The organism is Collinsella aerofaciens (assembly GCF_015557435.1).
GTDB lineage: Bacteria > Actinomycetota > Coriobacteriia > Coriobacteriales > Coriobacteriaceae > Collinsella > Collinsella aerofaciens_Z.
The window spans coordinates 1-24,545 of the sequence record NZ_JADNOH010000099.1 but is presented as its reverse complement, the minus strand read 5'-3'; the positions used below and the strand labels follow the sequence as shown (position 1 = coordinate 24,545).

20 protein-coding genes are annotated in these 24,545 nt (G+C 61.6%); 12 read left to right on the top strand and 8 right to left on the bottom strand.

Annotated features, from left to right (window positions below):
• Positions 1-57: 57 nt before the first annotated feature.
• Complete coding sequence (locus I2G43_RS09780) at positions 58-699, bottom strand: RpiB/LacA/LacB family sugar-phosphate isomerase (RefSeq protein WP_195536000.1); 642 nt, start codon at positions 697-699, stop codon at positions 58-60.
• A gap of 152 nt (positions 700-851) precedes the next feature.
• Positions 852-1,661 carry a gluconate 5-dehydrogenase gene (locus I2G43_RS09775; RefSeq protein ID WP_195535999.1) on the bottom strand — a complete coding sequence of 270 codons (810 nt, stop codon included), beginning with the start codon at positions 1,659-1,661 and terminating at the stop codon, positions 852-854.
• Between the two features lie 212 nt (positions 1,662-1,873).
• On the opposite strand from I2G43_RS09775, the gene I2G43_RS09770 reads away from it, so the two are divergent.
• Positions 1,874-2,110, top strand: a complete 237-nt coding sequence (locus I2G43_RS09770; protein WP_324249540.1) for a dihydroxy-acid dehydratase — start codon at positions 1,874-1,876, stop codon at positions 2,108-2,110.
• 249 nt (positions 2,111-2,359) lie between these two features.
• Here I2G43_RS09770 and I2G43_RS09765 read toward each other — a convergent pair whose 3' ends face one another.
• On the bottom strand, positions 2,360-3,451 hold the full coding sequence (locus I2G43_RS09765; RefSeq protein WP_195535998.1) for an ATP-binding protein: 1,092 nt from the start codon (positions 3,449-3,451) through the stop codon (positions 2,360-2,362).
• Between the two features lie 113 nt (positions 3,452-3,564).
• A complete protein-coding gene (locus I2G43_RS09760) occupies positions 3,565-4,245 on the bottom strand; it encodes a YczE/YyaS/YitT family protein (protein ID WP_195535997.1) in 681 nt (226 codons plus the stop codon).
• A 490-nt stretch (positions 4,246-4,735) separates the two neighbouring features.
• Here I2G43_RS09760 and I2G43_RS09755 point away from each other — a divergent pair, with 490 nt between their 5' ends.
• From I2G43_RS09755 to I2G43_RS09745, 3 genes are all read left to right on the top strand, one after another.
• The gene (locus tag I2G43_RS09755; protein ID WP_195535996.1) at positions 4,736-5,170 is read left to right on the top strand and encodes an HIT family protein; all 435 of its coding nucleotides are present in this window, start codon (positions 4,736-4,738) and stop codon (positions 5,168-5,170) included.
• 458 nt (positions 5,171-5,628) lie between these two features.
• Complete coding sequence (locus I2G43_RS09750) at positions 5,629-6,972, top strand: IS110 family transposase (RefSeq protein WP_416378406.1); 1,344 nt, start codon at positions 5,629-5,631, stop codon at positions 6,970-6,972.
• Positions 6,973-7,237: 265 nt separating this feature from the next.
• Positions 7,238-7,930, top strand: coding sequence for a GntR family transcriptional regulator (locus I2G43_RS09745; protein WP_195535994.1), 693 nt, complete (start codon positions 7,238-7,240; stop codon positions 7,928-7,930).
• Between the two features lie 392 nt (positions 7,931-8,322).
• On the opposite strand, the gene eda is transcribed toward I2G43_RS09745, so the two are convergent.
• The gene (gene eda / locus I2G43_RS09740) at positions 8,323-8,964 is read right to left on the bottom strand and encodes a bifunctional 4-hydroxy-2-oxoglutarate aldolase/2-dehydro-3-deoxy-phosphogluconate aldolase (protein WP_195535993.1); all 642 of its coding nucleotides are present in this window, start codon (positions 8,962-8,964) and stop codon (positions 8,323-8,325) included.
• Between the two features lie 255 nt (positions 8,965-9,219).
• Positions 9,220-10,254: a sugar kinase gene (locus I2G43_RS09735; RefSeq protein ID WP_195535992.1), complete on the bottom strand. Its 1,035-nt coding sequence runs from the start codon at positions 10,252-10,254 to the stop codon at positions 9,220-9,222.
• Positions 10,255-10,487: 233 nt separating this feature from the next.
• Between I2G43_RS09735 and I2G43_RS09730 the strand changes: the two genes are divergently transcribed.
• From I2G43_RS09730 to I2G43_RS09705, 6 genes are all read left to right on the top strand, one after another.
• Entirely contained in the window at positions 10,488-11,510 is a 1,023-nt protein-coding gene (locus tag I2G43_RS09730; RefSeq protein ID WP_195535991.1) for a LacI family DNA-binding transcriptional regulator, read from the top strand.
• Between the two features lie 135 nt (positions 11,511-11,645).
• On the top strand, positions 11,646-12,983 hold the full coding sequence (locus I2G43_RS09725) for a glutamine synthetase family protein (RefSeq protein WP_195535990.1): 1,338 nt from the start codon (positions 11,646-11,648) through the stop codon (positions 12,981-12,983).
• 50 nt (positions 12,984-13,033) lie between these two features.
• Positions 13,034-13,696 carry a response regulator transcription factor gene (locus I2G43_RS09720; RefSeq protein ID WP_022095077.1) on the top strand — a complete coding sequence of 221 codons (663 nt, stop codon included), beginning with the start codon at positions 13,034-13,036 and terminating at the stop codon, positions 13,694-13,696.
• A gap of 208 nt (positions 13,697-13,904) precedes the next feature.
• Positions 13,905-15,368 carry a S1C family serine protease gene (locus I2G43_RS09715; RefSeq protein WP_195535989.1) on the top strand — a complete coding sequence of 488 codons (1,464 nt, stop codon included), beginning with the start codon at positions 13,905-13,907 and terminating at the stop codon, positions 15,366-15,368.
• 449 nt (positions 15,369-15,817) lie between these two features.
• Positions 15,818-18,046 (top strand): NAD-dependent DNA ligase LigA, encoded by a 2,229-nt coding sequence (gene ligA / locus I2G43_RS09710; RefSeq protein ID WP_195535988.1) that lies wholly within the window; start codon positions 15,818-15,820, stop codon positions 18,044-18,046.
• Positions 18,046-18,225, top strand: coding sequence for a hypothetical protein (locus tag I2G43_RS09705; RefSeq protein WP_195535987.1), 180 nt, complete (start codon positions 18,046-18,048; stop codon positions 18,223-18,225). Before ligA ends, I2G43_RS09705 begins: the two co-directional genes overlap by 1 nt.
• Here I2G43_RS09705 and I2G43_RS09700 read toward each other — a convergent pair.
• Positions 18,217-19,062 carry a MerR family transcriptional regulator gene (locus tag I2G43_RS09700; protein WP_195535986.1) on the bottom strand — a complete coding sequence of 282 codons (846 nt, stop codon included), beginning with the start codon at positions 19,060-19,062 and terminating at the stop codon, positions 18,217-18,219. The genes I2G43_RS09705 and I2G43_RS09700 overlap by 9 nt on opposite strands.
• 56 nt (positions 19,063-19,118) lie before the next feature.
• On the bottom strand, positions 19,119-20,465 hold the full coding sequence (locus I2G43_RS09695; RefSeq protein ID WP_195535985.1) for an MATE family efflux transporter: 1,347 nt from the start codon (positions 20,463-20,465) through the stop codon (positions 19,119-19,121).
• 313 nt (positions 20,466-20,778) lie between these two features.
• Here I2G43_RS09695 and I2G43_RS09690 point away from each other — a divergent pair, with 313 nt between their 5' ends.
• On the top strand, positions 20,779-22,503 hold the full coding sequence (locus I2G43_RS09690; protein WP_229071787.1) for an ABC transporter ATP-binding protein: 1,725 nt from the start codon (positions 20,779-20,781) through the stop codon (positions 22,501-22,503).
• Complete coding sequence (locus tag I2G43_RS09685; RefSeq protein WP_195535983.1) at positions 22,496-24,394, top strand: ABC transporter ATP-binding protein; 1,899 nt, start codon at positions 22,496-22,498, stop codon at positions 24,392-24,394. Before I2G43_RS09690 ends, I2G43_RS09685 begins: the two co-directional genes overlap by 8 nt.
• Positions 24,395-24,545: the final 151 nt, after the last annotated feature.

Below are 24,545 nucleotides of genomic sequence, written 5' to 3'. Positions count from 1 at the left end.
GGCGGCCGTCCCGTGTTTGGGGCGGCCGCCGCTTGCGTTAGATGCGATGGGTCGCGATTAGAGACCCAGGAGCTCCTTGACCTTGGCGATGATGGCCTCGTCGGTGGCGTTGGCGAAGAAGTACTCCTGGAAGTGCTCACCAGCCAGGGCGCCCTTGACCAGGTCCTGGTCGATCTTGCCCAGGACGTCGACGAGCGGACGCATGGTCACAGCGCGGACGCCGTCGAGAATCTTCTTGTTGCGCTGCTCGGGCTCGACGCGCTCAGCCGGGTAGCCGTTGCCCGAACCAAAGCCGAAGAGCTTCTCGAAGGTGTACTCGAGGTTGAGCTCCTGGCCCCAGCCGTTCTTGAGGGCGAAGGGCATGGCGACGGCGTTGCCGTCGTTGACCTGGGCAAAGGTGTAGGCATCCAGAGGATCGGCGACATGGCCGCAAAGCACGCCAGGGAAGGAGTTACAGGCGAGCATGGCGCCCTCGCCGGTGCCACAGCCGGTCACGACGTAGTCGGCAGCGCCGGAGTTGAGCAGCACGGCGGCAAGGATGCCGTTCTGAACGTAGGTGAGCGGCTTGGAGTCGGCGTCGGCATACATACCGTAGTTAAAGACGGTGTGGCCCATGGGCTCGACGACCTTCTTAAGGGCAGCCTCGATCATGGGGTTCTTGGAGTTCTGAGAGTTCTCGTTGATGAGAGCGATCTTCATTGCGAAATACCTTCCTATTTCTAACCTGCGGTGAAATAGTTCCTATTCATCCTGATAGATGGCCTATACAGGAACTATTTCACCGCAACTACTAAATGAACCTAAATGTGGGAGCGCGGTGAGCGAGATGGCGTGGCTCACGCGGCCGCAGCCTACTGGGGCTGCTTTCCAATGTAGGCGAGAATGCCGCCGTCGACGTAGAGGATGTGGCCGTTGACGAAGTTGGAAGCGTCGGAGGCCAGGAACACGGCGGGGCCTTTCAGGTCCTCGGGCGTGCCCCAACGGGCGGCCGGGGTCTTGGCGATGATGAACTGGTCAAACGGGTGACGGCTGCCATCGGGTTGCGTCTCGCGCAGCGGTGCGGTCTGCGGCGTGGCGATATAACCAGGCCCAATGCCGTTGCACTGGATGTTGGCCTCGCCAAACTCGGAGCAGATGTTCTTGGTGAGCATCTTCAGACCGCCCTTGGCGGCGGCGTAGCCGGCGATGGTCTCGCGGCCAAGCTCGCTCATCATCGAGCAGATGTTGATGATCTTGCCGTGACCCTTAGCGATCATGCCGGGCAGGCAGGCCTTGGAGACGATGAACGGGGCGTTAAGGTCGATGTCGACGACGCGACGGAAGTCCTCGGCACTCATGTCGAGCATGGGGGTGCGCTGGATAACGCCGGCGTTGTTGACCAGGATATCGGGCGTGGTGCCAAAGTCGGCCTCGATCTTGGCGACAAGCTCGGCGACAACGGCCTCGTCGGTAACATCGGCCACGTAGCCGTGAGCTTCAAAGCCCAGCTCGCGATAGTGCTTCTCGGCCTCGGCGACCTTGTCGGCGTGACGTGCGTTAAAGGCGATCTTGGCGCCGGCCTCGCCGAGCGCCTCGGCAATGGCCATGCCAATGCCATAGGTGGCGCCGGTCACGAGTGCGACCTTGCCATCCAGGCGGAAGCTGTCCATAAGATCAGACATAGCGATCCTTTCAAAAGAAACGTTCATCTATATAAGTCTTGCTTCTGATACAAGCTCAGTATAGGAGAAGCGGAGGAACTAACGCCCCTATTTCCTTAAAAATAGGTGAACGTTCACTTTTAAAAGGCGAACGGTTGAAATTGGTTGTTGCGATGCCAGTTATTTGCTTTTCGTCTGTGCGCCTTCCGTGATCATGTTGCGGTTGTAGCGCCGTGGGTGGTCCGATTGCCCTGATCGAGGAGGGCGACCTTATCCAGTTCAACATTCCCGAGCGCTCGCTGTCCGTTGTGGGCATCGCCGGCAAGGAGATGGAGCCGGCCGAGGTCGATGCCGTCCTGGCCGAGCGCCGCGCCGCTTGGAAGCCCAAGGCTAACCGCTATACCTCCGGCACGCTCAAGTTCTTTACCGAGCATGCAGTTTCCGCCATTCAGGGTGGCTACATGGAGTAGCGCCCGTACGCATCGAATTTCTCCTCTCATAGATGCGTAGCACAAAGAGCCCCGAGTTCATACGAGCTCGGGGCTCTTTTCGTCTGGATTGCGGACGTATTGCCGGACGAAAGTGTGTTACGTCTGGCGAATAATCAGACGAAATCGAAATTTGCGTCTCATTTCCGTACGCAAATAAGACGAAAACCGTTTGCGTCTGGTTAAAAACCGTACGCAAACGGTTTTCGTCTTGCAGGGCGGTTGCCGCTTCTACAGTTCAACTTCCAGTTCGGCTTTGTGTTCGTTGAGGTAGTCGCGCATGTAGGGGATGGCAAACGATATCTTGCCGTACGAAGGTGCCTCGATAATCGACTCTCTGAGCAGTCGGCTACGGACGGAGCTCACCTGCTGAGGCGTCTTGTTTAAGTCATCGGCAACCATGCTGGTCGAGCTCGTCTGCCCCAAAGATGCCATGCTCAGCAGATAAGCGATGCACGTGGGTGGAATGCGCTGCAGCGCGGGCTCAATCACCATGGCGCAGAAGCGTTCGCGCGCTGTTGCGATGCCTCGCCTTGCCTCTTCCTCTCCAATAACAGTTGTATGGGCGCGTCTTGCCAGCTGCCATGCGTAATATCCAACGAGTTGGATCATGAAAGGATAGCCCTGCGTTGCCTCGGCAAGCTGCCCGGCAATACCTGGCTGTAGCTCCATGCCAGACGCTTCAATGGTTTCCTCGAGGGAGTACGACACTTCGGTTACTGCCACAGCCTTCAGGTCAAAGGGGAGGGCGCGGCGCAAAAACGTAAGTGTCTTTCCGTTGATGACACTTTCGATCATCGAAGGCAGCCCCGCAAAAACAAAGGCGATATCAAGGTCTTCGCCGATAACCTGCTGAATCGCAATGGAGAGTGTTCGGACCTCTTCGAGCTCTGCGTCTTGAACCTCGTCGAGGGTGATGAGCAGGCCATTTCCATCCTTGGATATAGCCTGCCTCATGGCGTCGCGCAGCGATGGACCGATTCGCTCAATGTCTATGCTGCCGATGGATATGCCAGCTACGGTGGGCTCAAATCTGGCGTGTTTGGCCTGGAATTTGGGCTGCAGCTGTTCGAGAATGCGCTGGCAAAGCCCCTCAGTTGCGACCTCTCTTATGACCGTCCAACCATGGCTTTGCGCCAAACGTGAGCACTCGTCAAGGAGGACTGTCTTGCCCGTTCCGCGGACGCCGGCTATGCGCATAAGGCGCCCCGGGGCACCAGGCCCGTTGACGAGGCCTTCATTGAATTCCTCGAGTACATCTTCGCGGCCGATAATCGTGGGAGGTGTTTTGCCTGCCGTGGGCTTAAAAGGGTTTGTTTGCATGTGAGCCACCTTTGCTCAAGATATAGCAAGTTATAGCAAAGTATAGCAAGATATAGCAACGTATAGTGAGATATAGCAACGTATAGCGCTGCTCGCGGGTTCTTGCGGTGGTGCTATTTTCCGAATGCCGCGCGGATAAAGCGCTGGGCGAACAGCTTGTTGGCGATGTTGATGACATGGCCCAGGAATAATGCCGAGATGGCGGTCGTGACGCCAAAGCCGCCCAGGTTGTGCATAAAAACCAGCGACAGTGCGAGCGAGGCGGCGACATGCGAGCAATCGAATACGACCTTCACATCGCCAAAGCGGCGTTTGAGTTTTTCGGCAATGACCTGCACCAGACCGTCGGGCGCGTTGGGAACGACTCCCATGTTGACGACGAGGCTTACACCAGACGCAGTGATGGCAAGCGAGAGCAGCATGGTCGCAACCTGTGCCGGCAACGCGGTGGGGTGCAGAGGGTTGACGTCCATAAAGAAGTCGGTAAAGCCACCGATCAGTGTTGAGAAAAAGAGCTCGAGCAAAATGCGCGGCTGGAACTCGCGGCGCAAGATGGCTGCCTGTGCGGCGATGTATGCGACGTAGGTCGCGGTGATCCAAAAGCCGAGTGTCTTGCCGGTGAGCATGGACAGCGTCGTGGCAAAACAGGTAAGTGCGGCAACGCCCAGGCCCGATGCGGTCTGGATGCTCATGCCGAGGGCGAGCGTCGCGACACCTGCTAAATACATCAGCATTCTGATGACGGTATGGCACCAGTCGATCTTCTCGCCATTCATGATGATGAGCGGTCGCATGTTGCTGCCGTCCTTTCGGTTGTAAGGAATTGGGCTGACCTGGGCCGGCAAAAGAGGGTTATCGGAGGCACTGCTGTAAAAGCAGAAAAGCCGGCCCCACGGTCAGTCGTCTAGAAAGTGTCTCGCTGTGCCGGAATGGGACTAAAGGGCCAACGAGACGGGAGAAAAGTGAATGACAGGACGTGGGCAATAGGATGCCAAGATGGTAGGGTGCGTCTTAGCATCCTATTGCCCATGCTTAACGAAATCGGTTTCGTTTGAGCCTTAGTATACGCATGGGATTCCTTTTGCAAAGAGAAAAATAATAAAAAGGTGAACGTTCACCTAATTGCAACAACTCGTTGGCGGTATCATGGCAAGGACATACTCGAAACCGATTTCGCAACGGTTGGAGAGCGCATCGTGTGTTCGTCGTGGACTGCCGGCCAGCTTGGTTGCGCCCGTCGGTCGCATTGCGGCGAACGCTTTCACCCGGATCGAAAGGACCACCATGGAACAGCACACCGATTGCTCGTACTGCATGTGCGGGACCGACAACACGCTCGTCGATGCCTTTGGCGTCCCCATGCTCGACCTGCCCGCCAGCAAGCTCATCTTGTTTAAGGAGCAGAGCCACAAGGGTCGCGTAATCGTGGCCTCCAAGCAGCACGTCGACGACATCTCCTGCATGTCCGAGGAGGACGCCGCCGCCTTTATGGCCGATGTCCGCCACGTCGCCGCCGCGCTGCACAAGGCGTTCAACCCCGACAAGATCAACTTTGGTGCTTATGGCGACACCATGCATCACCTGCATGTGCATATCGTCCCCAAGTACAAGGATGACCCGTTTGAGTTTGGCGATGTGTTCGCCATGAATCCCGGTCGCGTCACGCTCGAGCCGGCTCAGTACGACGAGGTCGCCCAGGCAATCATCGCCAACTTGTAAAACCCTTAGTCCCTCATAAGTTGCGGTGAAATACGGACTGTTAAGCGGCTCCAGCGGCGCCATCAGTCCCTATTTCACCGCAAATTATAGTTGGCCCGGGGCGCCAATTTGGGATGGAATAGTGCTGTGCCACGAAAATGGGCTATCTACTACGTTTAAGCCGTAGGGGTCAACCATAGCCGGCTTTTTTGAAAATCGGCAAGCCGTCTACCTGCACTGATAATTGTTCTCGGGGGAAGCGGGCACTGCGGGGCGCGGCACTGATAATTGTTCTCGGGGGAAGCGGGCACTGCGGGGCGCGGCAACGGCGCGCGATTTCCGCGTCGCAGCGCTACCCTGATGCTGAATGCCGGGACGATGACCCACTGACCTGCTGACGCCTCTTCGGCCGTCCTCAAATCCGACCTGTCTCGCCCCGGCATCCGCGTCCCGGAGTCCTGCCATGACCTAATAGGAGCATGAGCGCGGACAATCGGACAAGCCAATTGGATTGTAGCGCTCCCGTCAGTGCAATGTCTGGGAGACCCGGGCGCGGAGCAGGCGGCAGACCGAGGGGAGCGAAAATGGAAGGCGAAACGGTCATCGCGGGCGTCGACACGCACAAGGACGTGCATGTCCTGTGCCTGCTCGACGGCCTCGGGAGGAAGATCCGGAGCGGGAGCTTCGGGGCCGACCCCGAGGGCTACGACAGGCTGGCGGAGGCGATAGGCGACCCGGGGAGCTGCGTGGTCGTCGGCGTCGAGGGCACGGCGTCGTACGGGGCCGGGCTGACGAGGAGGCTCGTGGAGCTCGGGTACAACGTGGTCGAGGTGCTCAGGCCCAAGAGGGACAAGGTGAGGCCCGGCGAGGGGAAGAGCGACCCGCTGGACGCCGAGCGCGCGGCGCGCAAGGCGGCGTCCGGGAGGGGCTGCTCCGTGCCGAAGTCGCAGGACGGCTGGGTCGAGGCGGTGCGCCAGCTCTACGTCGCGCGCAGGCTGGCCGTCGCGACGTCCACGTCCTGCGTGGCCTGCGCGAAGTCGATGCTCACGACGGCCCCGAGCGCCCTGAGGGAGCGGTTCAGGGGCCGCGAGCGGCCGAAGGACCTCATGCCGCTGCTCGCGCGCGGGAGGAAGGCGGCCAGCGCGCTCGAGGAGAGCGTGCTGGCCTCGCTGCGGTCCGTCGCGACGGTCTGGAAGGAGGCCCGCAGCCAGGTCGAGTTCCTCGACGAGCGCATCCGCGCGCTGCTGGAGGCGAACGCGCCCGCGCTGCTCGGCGTCGAGGGCTGCGGCACGACGACCGCCGCCGCCCTGGTCGTGGCCGCCGGCGACAACCCCGGCAGGCTGAAGGGCGAGGCGGCGTTCTCGATGCTGTGCGGCGTCTCCCCGATCCCCGCGTCGAGCGGGAAGACGGAACGGCACAGGCTCAACCGCGGCGGCAACCGGCAGGCGAACTGGGCGCTCTACGAGATCGCGATCAAGCGCATGGCGTACGACGAGAGGACGAGGAGGTACGTGGCGAGGCGGACCTCCGAGGGGAAGTCCCGGCGGGAGGCGGTCCGCTGCCTGAAGCGCTACATAGCGCGGGAGGTGTACCGCGTGCTCATGGACCCGAACCCCGACGGCGCCGCGCCGGAAGGGCCCGAGCTCGCGAAGATGCGCAAGGCGATGCGGGTGACTCAGAAGCAGGCCGCCGCGGAGCTCGGCCTGTCCGCAGCCACACTCGGGCACTTGGAGCGGGGGAAACGGCGGTCGACGAAACTGGAGAGGAGGTATTACGAGCTCCTGTGCGAATTGAAGGGAGCGCTCCCGCAAACTGCCTCTTGACAACTTATAGGAGCGTCGGTTTTGTTTTCTCATTTTTCGGCATGGTCGGGGCTATCCGCGTTAACGTAGTAGATCGGCCCCTTTTGTGGCAAGGGGGCCGATCTGAGGGCCAGGGTAGCTAAAAGAGCCCCGTCCCAAAAAGACTGCCTGGTTTTGCTGCTGAAGGCTGCGAGCAGGAACTATTTCACCGCAACTGTGGGGATGGGGGATGCGATAGTATTACGTGATGAGATTCGACAAACCGTGGGCTTCATTCGAGGGCTTTATGGAACAGCACCAGCATTATCAGAGCCTGCAAGATCAGGCATACAACGCATTGCGCTCCAAGATCATCTATGCCGAGCTCAAGCCCGGCACGCGCCTTTCGGCGATTGGTCTGGAAAAGGAGACGGGAATCGGGCGCACGCCCATTCGCGAGTCCTTTGTGCGCCTGCGCGAGCAAGAGCTGGTGGAAACGCGTCCCAAAAGCGGCACCTATGTCTCAAAAATCAGCATGGAGCGCGCCGAGAACGCCTGTTTCTTGCGCGAGAAACTCGAGAGAAGTGTGCTCATTAAATGCTGCTCTGCCGCCACGCCCGAGCAAAAGCATCGGCTCGAGCAGATTCTTGCCGAGTCCGAGTCGCTCGACCACAGCGAAACGCGTCGCTTTTTTGACCTGGACAACCTGTTTCATGAGACATGTTTTGAGATTGCCGGCCGCCACATGTTGTGGGATTGGATGAAGAGCGTCAACACGCATTTCGAGCGATACAACTGGTTGCGTATGGTGTCGCAGGATCTGGACTGGGAGCCGATCCGTGGGCAACATCGCCGGATTCTTGAGGCCATTAAGAAGGGCGATACCGACACGGCGAGCTACCTGGCAGAGACGCACCTGCATCTAATGCCCGAGGAGCAGGGCCCGGTTATCGCCTTGCATCCCGACTACTTTGAGCTGTCCAAAGACTCGGCAATCTAACTCGTTCCCTTACTTAGTTGCGGTGAAATACGGACTGTTTTGCGGCTCTGGTGGCGTAAACAGTCCGTATTTCACCGCAAGTGCGGGGGTGCAATCGGGGCATGAAAAGCTGCGGCGCCGCTTGGAGGAAAAGACCGGAAGCAAGGGTCCATTCCTCCAGACGGCGCCGCAGCTGTTTTGGTGGACTGGCTTTTGTCGAGGTGGCTCAGCTGAGCGCGACTGCCAGCCGAGTAGACAAAGCGGCTCGGGGGCGTGTCGCTTCCGTCACGTTCTATCAGCATGCAAGACGGTTTTGGTTCTTGCTCGTGACGGAAACGGCGCGCTTCCGAGCCGCTTTAAAAGAAAGGGGGCGAGGTCTAGGACACGCCCCCTTTCACGATAGAGAGCTAACCCTAGCCGCGGACCTTCTTGACGACGTCCATGGCCTCGCGGGCGATCTGCTCGACCTTGGAGAAGTCGCCGTCGGCGAACAGGGCCGGCTTGACCATCCAAGTGCCACCGCAAGCGATGATGGCGGAGGAGCTCAGGTACTCCTCGACGTTAGCGGTGCTCACGCCGCCGGTGGGCATAAAGCGGTGACCGACAAACGGGGCGGCGAGGGCCTTGATGGTGTTGAGGCCGCCGTACAGGGCTGCCGGGAAGAACTTGGTGACCTTGAGGCCCAGGTTGACGGCGGCGGTGACCTCGGAGGGGGTCACGGTGCCGGGCAGCACAGGCAGGTCGATGTCGATGCAGTGCTTGACGACGTCCTCGTTGTAGCCCGGGGAGACGATGAACTTAGCGCCGGCGGCACGGGCCTGCTCAACCTGCTCGACGGTCAGGACGGTGCCGGCGCCCACGCACATCTCGGGCTCGGCCTCGGCCATAGCGGCGATGCACTCGGCAGCGCAAGCGGTGCGGAAGGTGACCTCGGCGGACTTCATGCCGGCGGCCATCAGGGCGTGAGCGAGCGGAGCGGCGTCCTCGACCTTGTCGAGCACGACGACCGGCACGATGCCCAGGGACTCAAGCGTGGTGTAGAACTGATCGAACATGATGTTCCTTTCGATGTGCGGCGCGCGAGTGCGCGTAATTGCTAAAGAAGATTGGCCATGAGCCGGTTCCGGATTGGTTATCGGAGGCACTGCTTGGGTCACAAGCAATTTCGGAACCGGCTACGAGGCCAGTCGTGAAGGAATGCCAGGCAGAGCCGGAATGGGACTAAGTGGTTCTACCTGGCCGGAGAAATCGGGGAGCGGGCTGCAGAGGTATGGGTATGGGAAACTGCAGCCCGCGGAATGGGGAACGAATTAACGGGCGACGCGGGTGCCACCGTCGGCGGCGTTGGCCACGGCAGCGATCTCGTCGGCGGTCACCAGGTTGGAATCACCCTTGATGGTGAGCTTGAGGATCGAGGCCGCGATGGCGTAGTTGACGGCATCCTGCGGGTCGAAGTCGTTGATGAGGGCATGGACGAGGCCGGCGTTGAAAGCGTCGCCGGCGGCAACGCCCTCGAGCACGTGCACGTCGTGAGCAGGGGAGAACCAGTGCTCGCCGCTCTCGGCGTCATAGAGCATGCCCATCCAGATGGAGCGCTCGACGCAGGAGATGTTGCGGACGACCGAGGCGACCTTCTTGCAGCCGTACTCGGCGCAGATCTGACGGGCCATCTCGACGTAGGTGTCGCGCTCCTCGATGCCGTGGGCAAGGGAGCCGGAGACGCAGGTCATACCGAGGCCGGCAGGTGCGTCCTCGTCGTTGGCGATGCAGATGTCGACGAGCGGAAGGAGCTCCTTCATGGTTGCCTGCGACTTCTCGGGCGACCACATCTTGCCGCGGTAGTTAACGTCGCACACGGTGGTGATGCCCTTGGCGCGGCAAGCGGTGAGAGCGTCCTTGCAGGCGGCAGCCATCTCGTCGGAGACGGCGGGCGTCACGCCAGAGAAGTAGAAGACGTCGATGCCCTTGAGGATCTCGTCCCAGTCAAAGACGTCGCGCTTGGCCATGTTGATGGCGGAGTACTTGCGGTCGTAGACGCAGCCGTTGCCGCGCTGCGAGGCACCGACCTCAAACACATAGGAGCCAAGACGGTCGCCCTGACGCACGACGCGCGTGGTGTCGACGTCGTAGACCTTCAGCGAGCGCAGGGCGCACTCGCCCAGGCGGTTGGCCGGAACGACGGAAACGTAAGCGGCCTTGTCGCCCTGATAGGCCAGGGAAAGCGCGGTGTTGGCCTCGGCGCCGCCGTAGCGGACGTCGAACTCGGTGGCCTGCTCAATACGCAGGTGATCTTTGGGCGAGAGCCTCATCATGATCTCGCCGAAGGTAAGAACCGTTTTACCCATGGTCGCGTAGCTCCTTTTGTCTGTGCGTACACCTTTGATATGGCGTTGGCACGGAGGTGCCAAGACGGTAGGGTGCATCTTTGCACCTCCGTGCCAACGCTTACCGAAATCGGTTTACGAAATCGGTTTCGTTTCAGCTTGTAGTATACTCACCTACAACGTTTTGCAACCGAGATTTTTAAAAAATGCTTAAATGGCTAAGGATTGCCGTTAAGTGGGAAACGAGGGGCGCTATGGCGCATATGAGAATCAAGGACATTGCTGCCGAGGCGGGCGTGAGCCCGGCCACCGTTTCGCGCTATCTCAACAACCGCCCTGGGCAGATGACCGAGGAGACTCGCGCCCGCATCGCCGAGGTTATCGAGCGCACCGGCTATCGTCCCCGTGCCGCCGCGCGCAACCTGCGCAGCTCGCGCACCAACCTCATCGGCGTGATCCTGGCCGACATCGCCAACCCGTTCTCGAGCGCCATGCTCGAGGGCCTTTCCGCCAGCGCCGCCGCACGCGGCTGCTCGCTTATGACGGCCATCAGCGGCAACGACCCTGCCAAGGAGGGCGAGTCGCTCACCAGGCTCATCGATGCGGGCGTGGACGGCTTGGTCGTCAACACCTGCGGCGGCAACGACGCGGCGATCGCCGCGGCTGCGGGTCGCCTACCGGTCGTGTTGCTCGACCGCGATGTTGCCGACGGCGGTGTCGATCTGGTGACCTCCAACAACCGTGAGCTGGTCGCCGGCCTGGTAGACGCCTTGGCCTCTGCGGGCAGCGAGCGCCTGTGCCTGCTCACCGAGGCAAGCGACGACAGCCCCGTGCGTCGCGAACGCGCCGAGGCGTTTGCCGATGAGCTCTCGCGCCGCGGCCTGGCCGGCGAGGTCGTCACCTTGGCGGACGGTGGTGTCGAGGGTGTCAGTCGCCTGGACGAGACCATCCGCGGCTATGCGGGTAAAAAGCTCGGCCTTATCGCCGTCAACGGCCTGGTCTTCTTGCGCCTGACCGAGGCGCTGGCCCAGCTTGGCCCCTCGCTGCCGGCAGGCCTTAAGATCGCGACGTTCGATGACTATCCCTGGAACCACGTGCTCTTTGGCGGTGTGACCACAGCCGCGCAGGACACTCTGGCGATCGCCGAGCGCGTGGTCGAGCGCCTATCCGAGCGCATCGACATCGTCACCACCACGGTAGGCGAAGCCGCAAGGCTCGCGCCCAAACACATCGAGATCCCCGGCCACATCGAGTCCCGAGCCTCCACTTCGCGCTAGGCCACCGACCCGCACTCGCCTGCTCGCGCACGTTTTTTGAGCGCCGGACACGCTTTAACCCTGCGGAAACATTTTTCTGCGATAGTATCTGCGATATAGAACAGTCGAAACCCGCCCGAAAGAAAGGGGAGCGACATGAACCAGCAGAACATCGATTACGTACTCCGCTCCGTAGAGCAACGTGACATCCGCTTTGTTCGTCTGTGGTTTGTCGACATTCTCGGTCGCCTCAAGAACTTTGCCATCAGTCCCGAGGACCTCGAGGTCGCTTTTGAGGAGGGCATTGGCTTTGACGGCTCGGCCATCGAGGGCTTTGCCACGCCTGAGGAAGCCGACATGCTCGCGTTCCCCGATGCCTCGACCTTCCAGATCCTGCCGTGGCGCCCGAGCCACAACGGCGTCGCCCGCGTGTTCTGCGACGTGTGCACTCCCGATCGCAAGCCTTTCGCCGGCGACCCGCGCGATGCCCTGCGCCGCATGTTCCACAAGGCCGAGAAGGCCGGCTACCTGCTCAACGTGGGCGCCGAGCTGGAGTATTACTACTTCCCCGACGAGCGCACGCCCGAGCCGCTCGACAACGTTGGCTACTTTGACCTTTCGGTGAGCGACGCCGCCCGCGACCTGCGCCGCAACACGGTCCTTACGCTCGAGAAGATGTCCGTGCCCGTGGAGTACACCTTCCACGCCGCCGGCCGCTCGCAGCACGGCATGAGCCTGCGCCACGCCGAGGCCCTGAGCATGTCCGACGCCATCACCACGGCCAAGCTCATCATTAAGCAGCAGGCCTACGAGAGCGGTTGCCACGCCTCCTTTATGCCCAAGCCGCTGGCGGGCGAGGACGGCAGCGCCATGTTCCTGCACCAATCGCTGTTCGACCACGACGGCAACAACGTCTTTTGGGGCGAGGACGACGATAAGTACCATCTCTCCGACGTCGCCAAACACTACATGGCCGGCATCCTGGCGCACGCGCGCGAGATCAGCGCCATCACCAACCCCACCGTCAACTCGTACAAGCGCATCACCACCGGTGGCGACTCCGTGCCGCAGTACGCCACGTGGGGCCTGCGCAACCGCGCGAGCATGGTCCGCATCCCGGTCTACAAGCCCGGCAAGCAGCTGTCCACGCGCATCGAGCTGCGCAGTCCCGATCCCATGGCTAACCCGTATCTGGTCAACGCCGTCACGCTGGCGGCTGGTCTGGACGGCATTGAGCGCAAGCTGGAGCTCCCGCCCGAGGCCACGGCCGAGACGCTCAAGCTTACCGACCGTCAGATGGTCGAGGCCGGCTACACGCCGCTGCCGCGCTCGCTCAAAGAGGCGCTCGACGTGTTTGAGGACTCGCAGTTTATGAAGGATGCCCTCGGCGAGCACATCCACAGCTTCTTCCTCAAAAAGAAGCGCGACGAGTGGCATAAGTTTGAGTCTACGATCACCGAATGGGAGATCAAGCACTACCTGGCGAACTCCTAATCGCGCTGACTTGTTCCAGTACGATTGAGCTCATTTCCTTGGAGGCCGATATGTCCGAAAAGAGTGCCCTGTTCATGGCGCGCACGACGCGCTTCCACGAGTTTGCCCGCAGCCTGACGACCACCCTGGGTGTCGAGGTGAGCCTTGCCACCCCCGATTCGCCGACTGCGGCGCACGACTTTGACCTGCTGATCCTCGATTCCGACGGCATCCGCAGCGACCGTATCGATCAGATTGCCAAGTGGCTCGACGATCGCGGCGGCGTTCCCATGCTGGTGATTGTCGACGACGAGGCGCTCGGCACCCTGCGCCTGCCGAATCACGCGCATGCCGACTTCGTATGCCCCACGGCGACGCCCAACGAGCTCAAGGCTCGTGCGCAGCGCCTGATGGGCGAGGAGGAGACCGTCACCGCCGATGACGTGCTCAACATCGATAACCTCGAGATCAACCTGGCTACCTACCAGGTGACGCTCGACGATGAGCCCATCGATCTGACGCTGATGGAGTACTCGCTGCTGAGCTTTTTGGCAACGCACCCCAACCGCGCCTACAGCCGCGAGGTGCTGCTGCACCGCGTGTGGGGCTTTGAGTATTGCGGCGGCACGCGTACCGTCGACGTGCACATCCGTCGTATCCGCTCCAAGGTGGGCCCGCAGATTGCGGCGCACATCACCACCGTCCGCGGCGTGGGCTACCTGTTTAAGGACTAGATTTCCACCACAAAGGGGACAGGCACCTTTGTGGTGGTTTTACCGCAGGTGCGGGTCCCTTTCGGGTTTGCAACAGAACTTAAGCCTTCCTAAAAGATTGCGTTTTCATACACGTGCGCCCGCATATTGGGGTACAACTCAACGTGAACAATGATGGCCCGCCACATGTTTGGCGGGCCTTTGGTTATTAGACGAAAGGATCGCAGCTATGAGCGAGTACGATTCCCAGCGTCCCCAGGATGCGGGCAACGCCGGCGAGACCCAGCAGCAGCCGCGCGTGCAGGTGGAGTCGACGCCTGCCGGTGGCAACAACATTCCCTATGTGCAGGCCTACGACACGCAGACCGGCCAGCCGCTGGGCGGCCAGCAGGTCGTGAACAAGCACACGGTGGTCAAGACCAAGACCAAAAAGCTGCCGATCTTCATTACGGCACTCGCCGGCTGCGCGTGCGGCGCCCTGCTGGTCATCGCGCTTATCATGAGCGGCACACTCGATATCGGTGGCGGCAAGAATGCCGTGACGGCGGGTGCTTCGGGATCGTCGACGCAAAAGATCACGATCGACTCCGAGGACACTACGCTGGCCGAGGCCGTCTCTGCCAAGGCACTGCCCTCCGTGGTTTCCATTACCGCTACTTCGAGCGGCAGCCAGAGTGGTTCGCTTTCGCAGTCCGCTGACGAGTCGGATAGCTCGGGTAGCGTCGGCTCGGGCGTGGTGCTCGATACCGAGGGCCATATCCTCACCAATAACCACGTGGTCGACGGCTACGACCAGTACGTGGTGACCATGGACGACGGCACCACCTACGAGGCCGAGTTCGTGGGCAACGATGCTTCGAGCGACCTGGCGGTCATCAAGCTCAAGGACGCCGACTCCTCCAAGCTCACCCCGATCGAGATCGGTGACTCCTCTAAGCTCAACGTAGGTGAGTGGGTCATGGCGATCGGCTCGCCGTTCGGCAACGAGCAGTCCGTCTCCACGGGTATTGTGTCAGCGCTCTACCGCTCCACGGCCATGAGCTCTACCAGCGGCAACACCATCTATGCCAACATGATTCAGACCGATGCCGCCATCAACCCGGGTAACTCCGGCGGCGCGCTCGTCAACGATAACGGCGAACTCGTGGGTATCAACTCGCTCATCGAGAGCTACTCGGGCTCTAGCTCGGGCGTTGGCTTTGCCATTCCGGTCAACTACGCCAAGAATATCGCCGACCAGATTATCGACGGCAAGACGCCGGTTCATCCGTACCTGGGCGCCACGCTTTCGAGCGTCAACGCACTCAACGCCCGTACCAACAAGCTGAGCACCGATAGCGGTGCGTATGTGGCGAGCGTTGTCGAGGACGGTCCCGCTGCCAAGGCCGGTATCCAGGAGGGCGATGTCATTACCAAGCTGGGCGATGACGAGATCACGAGCGCCGACGGCCTGATCATCGCGCTGCGTAGCCACGAGGTGGGCGAGAAGGTCGAGATCACGCTCGTGCGCGGCAAGGACGAGAAGAAGGTCACCGTCGAGCTGGGCTCCGACGAGGAGCTGCAGAGCCAGCAGCAGGACGACAGCGCGACCGACACCGGCAACGGTAGCATCACCGACGAGCAACTACGCCAGTATCTGGAGGAGCTGCTGGGCCAGCGGGGCCAGGGTCAGGGTTACGGCCAGGGTTACTAACGAACCGTTTCGCACATACCAATGCCAGAGGGGGCTGTTCCGCCAGCGCGGGACAGCCCCTCTTTTCATAATGATCCCCCGGGGACGGAGGAAAACGGATCATTTTGAGCTGGCGAGCAGCTTTGTTCGGAAGGGCCTGGACAGTTAGTTCAGATACGTATAAATCTGGGGCAGTCTGGGATGTGTTTGGAGCTGTTTTGGGATGGAAATGAGGCTCGGATGGGTGCTCGGAAGGAGAAATAAGCCGATCGTGCCGCTCCGGGACGATCGAATTGAGCGAAATGGCGCCATTTGAGCTCGATTCGGTTCGCAGATTTATACGTATCTGAACTAACTGTCCACCCCGATCCGACGGCTGCCGATTCGGTGCGGTTTGAGACCGCTATTCGGCCCCGTTGCGACCGGTGGTACTCTTGTATCCGTTTGAAATCGAGCGAAGGAGTGCCGCTATGGAGCAATCGAGCCTGTTTGGTGACGGCGTGGACATCGATACCGAAACGCCCGCGCGCGCGGATGCCACCGCACCGACCGATGCCCGCGCCAAGGCAGCAGCGCGCGCGGCCGAGTTGCGCCACGAGCTCGACTACCATGCCTACCGCTACTACATGCTCGATGCTCCCGAGATTACGGACGCCGCCTTCGACAAAATGCTCGTTGAGCTGCAGGAAATCGAGGCGGTCTATCCCGATCTGGTGACGCCCGACAGCTATACCCAGCGCGTGGGCGGCTACGTGAGCGAACAGTTTACGCCGGTCACGCACATGGCACGCATGTATTCCATGGACGATGCCATGGATCTGGACGAGCTCGACGCGTGGCTCCAACGCACCGAGGATGCGCTCGGTGCCGGTAGCGTCACCTATACCTGCGAGCTTAAGATCGACGGCCTGGGCGTGGCGCTTACCTATCAGAATGGCACCTTCGTGCGCGCGGCCACGCGCGGCGACGGCACCACGGGCGAGGACGTGTCGCTCAACGTACGTACCATCAAGGACGTGCCCATGCACCTGTCCGAGCCGGCGCTCGCTCACATGGGTGCCGATCGCGAGCGTACAATCGAGGTCCGCGGCGAGGTCTACATGCCCAAGGGCAGCTTTGTGCGCCTGAACGATGAGGCCGATGCCGAGGGCCGCGACCCCTTCGCCAACCCGCGCAACGCCGCTGCCGGATCCCTGCGCCAAAAGGATCCCAAGGTTACGGCGCGCCGCGACTTGGCCACCTTTATCTACGCCATCGCCGATACCGATCCGCTGCACGTCCATAGCCAGCGCGAGTTCCTTGACTGGCTGCGCAACGCCGGCTTTAGCGTCAACCCTAACGTGGCCCGTTGCGCCACGCCGGCTGAGGTCCACGAGTTCTGCGCTCAGGCGCTCGAGCATCGCGGCGATCTGGACTACGACATCGACGGCGTGGTCGTTAAGGTCGACAGCTTCCAACAGCAGCTCGACCTGGGCTTTACCGCCCGCGCGCCGCGCTGGGCCATCGCCTTTAAGTTCCCGCCCGAGGAGAAGCAGACCATTCTGCGCGAGATTCGCATCCAAGTGGGTCGCACCGGTGTGCTCACGCCGGTCGCGGAGTTCGATCCGGTAACGGTCGCCGGCTCCACCATCGCGCGCGCTACGCTGCACAACATCGACGAGATTCGCCGCAAAAACGTGCGCGAGGGCGACACCATCATCGTTCATAAGGCGGGCGACGTGATCCCCGAGGTTGTGGGCTCGGTGCTCGACAAGCGCCCGGCCGATTCGGTCGACTGGCATATGCCCGAGGTCTGCCCCGTGTGCGGCAGTCCGGTCGTGCATGAGGACGGCGAGGTCGCCTACCGCTGCGTCTCCATCGACTGCCCCGCGCAGCTCAAGGAACGCCTGCTCCACTGGGTGAGCCGCGGCTGCATGGACGTGGACGGCCTGGGTGACGAGATTGTCGACAAGATGATCGCCGCCGGTCTGATCCATGACGTCGCCGACTTTTACCAGCTCACGGTCGACGACATTGCCGGCCTGGACACGGGCCGCGTGTACGCGAGCTCCAACAGCAAAAAGGGCGTTAAGAAGGGCGATCCCATTCCGGTTGGTCTCAAGACGGCCGAGAAGATTATTGCCGAGCTTAACAAGTCCAAGAGCCAGCCGCTCGGTCGCGTGCTGTTTGCCCTGGGTATCCGCCACGTGGGCAAGAGCGTGGGTGAGCTCATCGCTGAGCGATTCTTGTCGATTGACAAGCTCATCTTGGCGAGCGAAGAGGACATCGCCGAGTGCGAGGGTATCGGTCCCAAAATCGCAGCGAGCGTCAAGCGGTTCCTGGCTGTGTCCGAGAACCTTGCCGTGCTGGAACGCCTGCGTCAAGCGGGCCTGTCACTCGAGGTTGACTTGGGCGCCGCACATGCGCAGGCTGCAGCCGATGCCGGCGTAGCAGGCGAGCTCGCCGACGCGCAGCCGCTTGCGGGCCTGACGTTTGTGCTGACCGGTACGCTCGTCAATCGCACGCGCGACGAGGCGGGTGCCGCGCTTAAGGTGCTCGGCGCCAAGGTTTCGGGCAGTGTATCGAAGAAGACGAGCTACCTGGTCGCCGGTCCCAAGGCAGGTTCCAAGCTCACCAAGGCCGAGCAGCTCGGCGTGCCCGTGCTGGACGAGGACGCACTCGAGCAGATCCTTGCGACTGGTGAGGTGCCAGAGGCGTAATGGATATCGAGAACCACAATTACTCGCAGGCGGAAGGGCGCACGAGGCGCTCCCAAACGCAGGCAAAAGAGCACCTGATGGCGCGAATTCGCGTTGCCGAGTGCGAGCGCGCGGCAGGCATATCTCGCGATGCATTTGAGGCGTTGGCCGAGCTAGAAGCGAAGCTCGGTCTAGCCTAGCGACACAGGCACCGTGATCTGCGTGACGTAGGTCGCCGGGTCGTCGCTGATGATGTCGTCGATGAGGGCGATCTCGCGCGAGGGACCGGCGGGGGATAGGTTACGCTCGCGCATGTAATCGAGCAAGCGCTCGTAGCGCAGCGCCGCCTGCCCGTGCGTGCCGCGGAAGCTAATGGTCAAACAGCGTGCGGCGGACCGAACCTCGACGTCCCCCAGGTAATCGTCCGTGTCATCCAGCAGCAGAAAGACCTCGTCGTAGCCATCGAAGTCGCCGGCGGCAAGGCGCTCGGGCGCGATGCCCACGCCCAAGTTGCCGGGAAAGACGAAGGTCTCGTGCTGCCCTTTTTGCAGCTGACGGATCTGCCACTCCAGCGCATAGGCGTCGGTAGGGTTGACGCGTTCACGTAGTACGGCGCATCGAAGCTCGGGTGCCTCGGTCTCGCGGATGGTGTCGAGCTCGGCATTCAAAGCGTCTCGCAACAAGACAAGCCGGTCATCGATCTTGCGCGACACGCGTTCGAGTTCGCGGCGCTTGCGCTCGATGAGCTCCTGCTGCTGGGCCAGTTGCCGCTGCATCAGATTCACGTCGCGCGTGGCGACAAACTCGCGTATCTGCGCCAATGGCAAGTCAAGAACGCGCAGGTTGCTGATGGTGTTGAGGGTGGAGAGCTGTCGCGCTCCATAGTATCGATAGCCGCTTGCGGGGTCGATATGCGCCGGCTCCAGCAAGCCCATCTGCTCGTAATGGCGTAGCGTGCCCACACTCAGGTTAAACAGGCGCGCCACCTCGCCAATGCGGAGCAGGCCGTCGGTATGTTCGTTGGACGTGTCAGTCACGGGATCGCTCCTTTCGGCAGAAAGCGGGACAGGGTTGCTAGGCTTGCGTCGCCCCGCTACGCCACCAGCTTGTCAAAAGTGCCACGTCGGTTGAGTGCCGTAAACGCCACCACACAAATGGCTGCCGAAAGAATCGACCCGCACGGCGAGGCGATGCCCATGGGAAACAGCGTGTCGGAATAGGCGTTCGACAACAACCATGCGCCCGGCACGCGAATGAGCGCGACGGCCAGCACGTTGTGCGCAAAGCCGATGTAGCTCTTGCCGTACGCAGCGAAAAAGCCGCTAAAGCAAATGTGGATGCCGGCGAAGATCGCGTCGAAAATGTAACTGCGCATATAGCCGGTGCCGGCGGCGACCACTGCGGCGTCCTTGGCAAAAAAGCCGAGAAACGCTGGTGCCACCAGCCACATGAGGGCTGTGATCAGGCAGCCGTACACCACCGAGATGGTCATGGCGTCCTTGAGCACCTGACGCGCGCGGTCGCCCTTGCCCGCACCGGCGTTTTGCGCCGTGAGCGCGCTGACGGTGGCGCCCATGGAGCTCGGCACAATGAACAAAAAGCTGATCATCTTCTCGACCAGGCCCACGGCGGCGGCGTCGACCAGTCCGCGGTGGTTGGCGATAACGGTGATGAACATAAACGCCACCTGGATGCAGCCGTCCTGCACGGCCACGGGCACGCCAATCTTAAGGATGCTGCTGAGCACCTCGGGCTGCGGACGCAGGTCGCTACGTTTAACGTGGATGTTTGTGCGGCGGCTCTTGAGCCAGACGAGCGCGAGGGCCACGCTTGCCGTCTGCGCGATCACCGTGCCGAGCGCCGCGCCCACGGGGCCGAGCCCCATGTGGCCAATAAACAGAAAATCGAGCGCGATGTTGATGACGCACGCCACGCCGATCACGTACATGGGCGAGCGCGAATCGCCCAGGCCGCGGAAGATGGCCGAAAGGATGTTGTATGCGGCGATACACGGTATGCCGATAAAGCAGATGCGCAGGTAGGCGGCAGTGCCTTCGACCGCTTCGGCCGGCGTGCCGATGAGTGCCACGATCTGCGGGCACAGTGCGAGCAGAAGCGCGGCCAGTACCACCGAGACGCCCATAAAAAGCGTGATGGTGTTGCCGATGGCGGCCTCGGCGCGGTCGAAGCGTCGCGAGCCCACGGCGTGGCCGACGATGACGGTCGTTCCCATGGCCAGGCCTACGAGCGTCACGGTAATGATGTAAAGCGTCTGCGCGCCGTTGCCCACGGCGGTGATGCCGGCGGCACCGCTAAACTGTCCGATAAAGTACAGGTCGGCCATGCCGTAGAGCATCTGCAAAAAGTACGAGAGCATATAAGGCAGGGCGAAGACCGCGATGGTCTTGAGGACATTACCGCGTGTGAGGTCGTGTTCCATGGGCGGGCACTTTCTGGCTTGGTTCGTTTACGTACCAGTGTAGTGAAAACCCTACAACGATTGTAGAGTCAAGGTTCATGTGCCAGTAGGGAGAAAATTTCTCGCCCACAATCATTTCCATTTGAATACGGTCGCGCGCCGCGCGGGCTTAGCGCCTGCGCCGGCCTTATAGAAATCGATTTCGGAACACTTGACACCATCGCTCGGCGCGCAATAATACGTGCGTTTGCGAACAACGTTTGATGGGGGATGAACCTGCGTGCGCAATCTCAAAATCCTGTTTTCCTACTTGGGGGAATACCGTCGCGACGCCATGCTCGGCGTGCTCTTTGTTACGGCCGAGACGGCGCTCGAGCTGTTTATCCCAGTCATCATGGCCAACATCATCGACGTGGGCGTGCCCGCGGGCGACGTCAACTACATGCTGCTGCAAGGCGCGTGCATGCTGGTGTGCGCGGCGTTTTCGCTGGTACTGGGCCTGGGTTATGCCCGCACGTCCGCTCGCGTGGCCTCGGGTCTGGGCGCCAACCTGCGCGAGGCCGAGTATCGTAAGATTCAGACGCTCGCTTTTGGCAATCTGGACAACTACGACGCCAGCTCGCTCGTCACGCGCATGACCACCGACATCACCGTTATCCAAAACGCCATCGGCAACGGCTTCCGCCCCATGGTGCGTGGACCGGTGACGCTCATCGTCGGCCTGGTCTATGCCCTGGTACTGTCGCGCCCGCTCGCCACGGTCTTCGCGATTATCCTGCCTGTACTGGCGATTGTGCTGGGTGTTATCACCTACCGTGTGAGTCCGCTCTACCGCCAGCTGCAGACCTCGATGGATCACCTCAACGGTGTGGTGCAGGAGGACCTCACTGCCGTGCGCGCCGTCAAGGCGTATGTGCGCGCCGAGCACGAGGAAGCCAAGTTCGATACCGTCAATACCGAGCTCGCGCACACGGCGACGAAGACTTTCGGCAATGCCGTGCTCAACCTGCCGGTGTTTCAGCTGTCGATGTACGTGGCCGCCATCTCCATCCTGTGGATCGGCGGGCGCATGATTATTGCCGGTGAGCTAGGTGTGGGCTCGCTCACGGGCTTTATGAGCTACGTGCTGCTGATCATGAACTCGCTCATGATGATTTCCAACGTGTTTTTGCTGCTCACGCGCGCGCTTGCCAGCGTGGAGCGCATCTCGCGGGTGATCGACGAGCAGTCGCTCATCCAGGCGCCCGCGGCAGACGTGGCTGTGCGCGAGGCCGCCGACGGAAGCATTGAGTTCCGCGACGTGTCGTTTAAGTACCGCGCGGATGCTGCCGAGGACGTGCTCGAGCATATCGACCTTCGCATCGAGTCGGGCTCCACGGTGGGCGTGCTCGGCGGCACGGGCTCGGGCAAGAGCTCGCTCGTGCAGCTCATCGCGCGTCTGTACGACGCGACCGAGGGTGACGTGCTCGTGGGCGGGCGCGACGTGCGTGACTACGACCTGGCCGCCCTGCGCGATGCCGTGGGCATTGTGCTGCAAAAGAACGTGCTGTTTACGGGCACCGTGCGCGAGAACCTGCAGTGGGGCGCGCCCGATGCCACCGACGAGGAGCTGCTACGTGCCTGCCGTGCGGCGTGTGTAGACGAGTTCCTGGACCGCATCGGCGGGCTCGACGGCGAGCTGGGCCAGGGCGGCGCCGGTGTTTCGGGCGGGCAGAAGCAGCGCCTGTGCATCGCGCGCACGCTGCTCAAGCATCCGCGCGTGCTCATTTTTGACGACTCGACCAGTGCGGTCGATATGGCGACCGACGCCAAGATCCGCGAGCATATCGCGCAGATTCCCGATACGACCGTGATCATCATCGCCCAGCGCATCGCGAGCGTGATGGACGCTGATCGCATTGTGGTTCTGGACGACGGGCGTGTTCACGGTGTGGGCACGCATGAGGAACTGCTGGCGGGTGACAACATCTACCAGGAGATTTATGCCTCGCAGATGGAGTTCGCGGGGGATACGACCGCAGATGCCCTGGCCCGAGAAGGGGGTGAGCGCCATGCCTAAAACATCCGCTCAGGCCCGCCCGGCCAATCTAGGGCAGACGCTCCGCCGCCTGCTCAGCTATATGGGCCACGCCAAGTTCTCGCTGCTTGCGGTAGGTGTGCTCGCTTCTATCGCCGCCATCGCGAGCCTTGCCGGCACCTATATGGTGCGCCCCATCGTCAACGGCCTGGCTACGGGCGGGGAGGAGCTGCTCGCCAAGCAGGTTCTCTTTACGGCTGCCATCTATGCCGCGGGCGTGCTGTCGGCCCTGGGCTACTCGCAGATCATGGTGCGCGCAGCCCAGTGCGTGGTGTCCGACATTCGCCGCGACCTGTTCGCGCACATCCAGACGCTGCCGCTCAGCTACTTCGACGGCACGCGCTCGGGCGACATCATGAGCTTTTTCACCAACGACGTCGACACGGTCTCCGAGGCGCTCAACAACAGCTTTGCCAACGTGATCCAGGCGACAATCCAGGTGATCGGCACCACGGCTATGCTCATCATCCTCAATTGGCAGCTCACGATCATCACGCTCGTGTGCGATGCGGCCATCGTGCTGTATGCGCGCTACTCGGGTATTCGATCCAAGCGTTTCTTTGCCGCCCAGCAGGCATCGCTCGGCGACCTAGACGGATATGTCGAGGAGATGGTGTCGGGTCAAAAGGTCATCAAGGTCTTCAACCACGAGCAGGCCAACGTTGCCGGTTTTGACGCGCGCAACCATGAGCTGCGCCGCACCGGTGGCGCCGCGCAGGCCTACGCCAACTCGATGGTGCCCATGACCGTGGTGATCGGGTATGCCAACTACGCCATCGTTGCGGTGGCGGGCGGCATGCTCTGCATCAACGGCCTGGCCGACGTGGGAGCGCTCGCGAGCTACCTGGTCTTTGTGCGCCAGGCGGCCATGCCCATCAACCAGTTTACGCAGCTGGGCAACTTCTTGCTCAACGCGCTGGCCGGTGCCGAGCGCCTGTTTGCCGCGATGGACCTTGAGCCCGAGGTGGACGAGGGCTGCGTGGAGCTGGTGCAGACGGGCGAGTCCGCGTGGGCGTGGAAGATTCCCGAGGGCCGTGGCGTGGGCGCGTACGGGCATCTGCACGACGTGGCCTCGGTCGACGATGCGGGTCGCGCGGTGGCTGCCGACGGCACCGAACTTGTGACCGGGTTGGTGCCGCTTGCCGGCGACGTACGCTTCCATGCCGTGGACTTTTCCTATGTGCTGGGCACGCGCGTGCTCACGGACCTCAATCTGTTTGCCAAGCCGGGGCAAAAGATCGCCTTTGTGGGTTCGACGGGCGCCGGAAAGACGACCATCACCAACCTTATCAACCGCTTCTACGAGGTCGATGACGGCGAGATCACGTACGACGGCATCGACGTCAAGCATATCGCCAAGGCCAGCCTGCGCGGGTCGCTCGGCATTGTGCTGCAGGATACGCACCTGTTTAGCGGCACCATTGCGCAGAATATCCGCTTTGGCAAGCTCGACGCGACCGACGAGGAGGTTCGTGCTGCCGCCGAGGCCGCCTGCGCCGACTCGTTTATCCGCCGCCTGCCACAAGGCTACGACACGCCGGTCACGGCGGACGGCGCCAACCTGTCACAGGGCCAACGCCAGCTGCTCGCCATCGCGCGTGTGGCCGTGGCCGATCCGCCGGTACTCATTCTGGACGAGGCTACGAGCTCCATTGACACGCGTACCGAAAAGCTCATCGAGCGCGGCATGGACCGCATCATGCGCGGCCGTACCACGTTTATGATCGCGCACCGCCTGTCCACCGTCCGCGACGCCGACGCGATCATGGTCCTCGAACACGGCCGCATCATCGAACGCGGCACCCACGAAGAGTTGCTCGCCCAGCACGGCGAGTACTGGCAGCTGGCGCACGGCTTAAAAGAGCTGGATTAACCCGTTCGGGCACGGTGCTTTGGCCCTCCATGCTCCTCACCCCGCCTCAAACCGTCCCAACATTCGACGTTTTTCTCGATTTTGAGAAAAAGCATCGGGTAGCGCGCAGAGATGTGGTGTAAGAGGCGGGGCATGCCCCGCCTCTTCTCTT